Genomic DNA, 2,360 nt, shown 5'->3' with positions numbered 1-2,360 from the left:
TCGCCTACCTCACCGTCCGCCCGGCCGACGACGACACCGACGAACTGGGCATCGTCACCCACGGCCCGGACAGCAGCAAGGTCACCAGCCAGACAAAGGACCTCCTCAACAGCTGGGCCCAGAACCGCCCCGCACAACCCATCGTCACCGCCTACCCGGCCACCACCCCCAACGGACACCTCGAACCCGGCACCCGCGTCACCCGCCCCGACACCCGCCTCACCATCAGCTGGTGACCGAGCAGACAGACGGCCGGTGACCTCGGCCCCGTCGTAGGCGGACGTCCAGCCGCCCCGCGGAACACGCACAGCGCTCCCGCTGCGGCGGCGCGCTCACACCAGTCCCGCTCCGACAACCTCCGCAAAGGGTGACCGGACGTGGTTGGGGAGTGTCTAATCAACGGAAGCCTCACTGCTGCCGCTGGACCGGGGTGCTTTGAAGGACCCACTCGCATGCGGATGACCGGTTTCCGCAGCGCACCTGAGGACAATGGCAGCGTGGCCCGAGCCGAGGGGTGATCCGGCCCACTCGAAGAGCTGACCGGCTCCACCCTCAGTGGTCCTGCCGACGTGTTCGACGCATTTCGATGGAGCGAGGAGTAAATTTCGGCCGCCAGAGGCGACTGATGGGCAGTCGCAATTGGGGGGCTATTTGGGCAATTCGCCACCCGTATCGGTAAAGGCTTATCCAAGTCTTAAGGGTGGGCAAGTCTCATCTAAGGGGGGCATATGCCAAATGTTGAGGCTGTCGCCTCATAGGCGATATCATCGCAGAACGGATTCTCTGTCTGGCCGGCTGCGGCACCTAGGGAGAGGTGGTCGGGGCTTTGTGAAGATGCGGTCATGACAGCGTGTGCATTGCATGTGAAGATCGTGAACTGGCGTTGCGGTGTAACTACGTCAGTGAGGAATTCGCATGTCATTAGTCTTTCGTAGAGCCACGCGGCACAGACCCGCTGGCATTGAACAGCCGTTCCTGCCACTCCCGTCCTTACGCCGACTGCGTTCAGTGGCTGCGGCGCTGACGCTGGTAATGGCCGGCGAGGCTGCCCTGGTCGCAGGGTCCACAGGTGATGCTGTCGCACTGTCACGCGAAGCCGCGAGCGCAGTGGCGCCAAGAGACGCATCCAAGAACCTGGGCCCCGCCACCACCTCCTCGGAGGCAGCTGCCCGGCTCAAGGCGAAGATCCAGAAACGCCGGATCGAGGTCACCGACGCTCGCACGGAGACGTCGACGACGTATGTGAACTCGGACGGTACGGTCACGGAGGAGGCATACGCGGGTCCGATCCGTTTCAAGGGCGACGCCGGCGAGTGGCACGACGTCGATCCCTCGCTCGTGCAAGCCGAGGACGGTTCGATCCGGGCTAAGGGGCACCCTCACGGGCTGGCACTTGCGGGCAGGAAAGCTGCTCCGAAGGGGCTGAAGGCTGCCGGTGCGAAGGGCGCCGCGGCCGTGCCGCTGGTGACGCTGGTAGATCGGGCCGATCGGCAGGTGCAACTCGGGTGGTACGGTGCGCTGCCCAGGCCGACGGTTGAGGGTGCCGAGGACACAGTCGCACGCTACAAGGACGTGTTGCCCGCCACCGACCTGCTCATCGAAGCCACGCGGACCGGCTATGAGCAGTTCCTGGAGCTGAAGAGCCGTTCCGCCGTCGACGCAAATGGCCAGGTCTCCTACAGCCTGCGGGCCAAGGGGTTGAGCGCGAAGGCGCACGGGGACGGCTCGGTCACCCTCACCGATTCCAAGGGCAAGACTGCTGGCGTCCTGCCGTCGCCGGTGATGTGGGACGCCCGCACCGACAAGAACTCCGGCGAGCACACCCACACCGCCAAGGTCACAGTGAAGGTCGCCCAGGACGGCGACACGATCACCATGACGTTGACCCCGGACGCCGAGTTCCTTGCCGACGACGCGACCCAGTTCCCGGTCACCATCGACCCGACCATCAACGTTGGTGCCAGCTTCGACACCTTCGTCCAGCAGGACAACACCACCGACCAGTCTGCCGCCACCGAGCTGAAGATCGGCAACAACGGCTCCGGGCAGGTCGCCCGTTCATTCCTGTCCTTCCCGATGAAGAACATCACAGGGAAGCAGATCACCGCGGCGAAACTGAACCTGTTCGAGTATCACTCCTGGTCGTGCACGGCCAAGGGCTGGGACCTGTACAGCACGGGGGCCGCCTCGACGAGCACTCGCTGGACGAGCCAGCCCACCTGGGGCACGAATTACGCCACCAGCACCCATGTCAACGGCCTCGTAGTGCGGTTCTGATCCACTTCTTGTGGGGCGATGACCTGGCGTCACGAGCTGCTGGAAGAATGCCTGTTCGTGTGATTGCAGCGTGCTCTCGGTGG

1 protein-coding gene and 1 pseudogene are annotated in these 2,360 nt (G+C 64.5%); both read left to right on the top strand.

Annotated features, from left to right (window positions below; all coding sequences use genetic code 11):
• Positions 1–236, top strand: a pseudogene (locus ACWF94_RS38835) (methyltransferase, FxLD system); the annotation flags it as partial.
• A 772-nt stretch (positions 237–1,008) separates the two neighbouring features.
• Positions 1,009–2,277, top strand: a complete 1,269-nt coding sequence (locus ACWF94_RS38830; protein WP_453499746.1) for a DNRLRE domain-containing protein — start codon at positions 1,009–1,011, stop codon at positions 2,275–2,277.
• The last annotated feature ends 83 nt before the right edge of the window (positions 2,278–2,360 follow it).

This window comes from Streptomyces sp. NPDC055078 (genome assembly GCF_053607985.1).
Note: the sequence above shows the minus strand (reverse complement) of the source record. Positions and strands in the feature narration are given on the sequence as shown.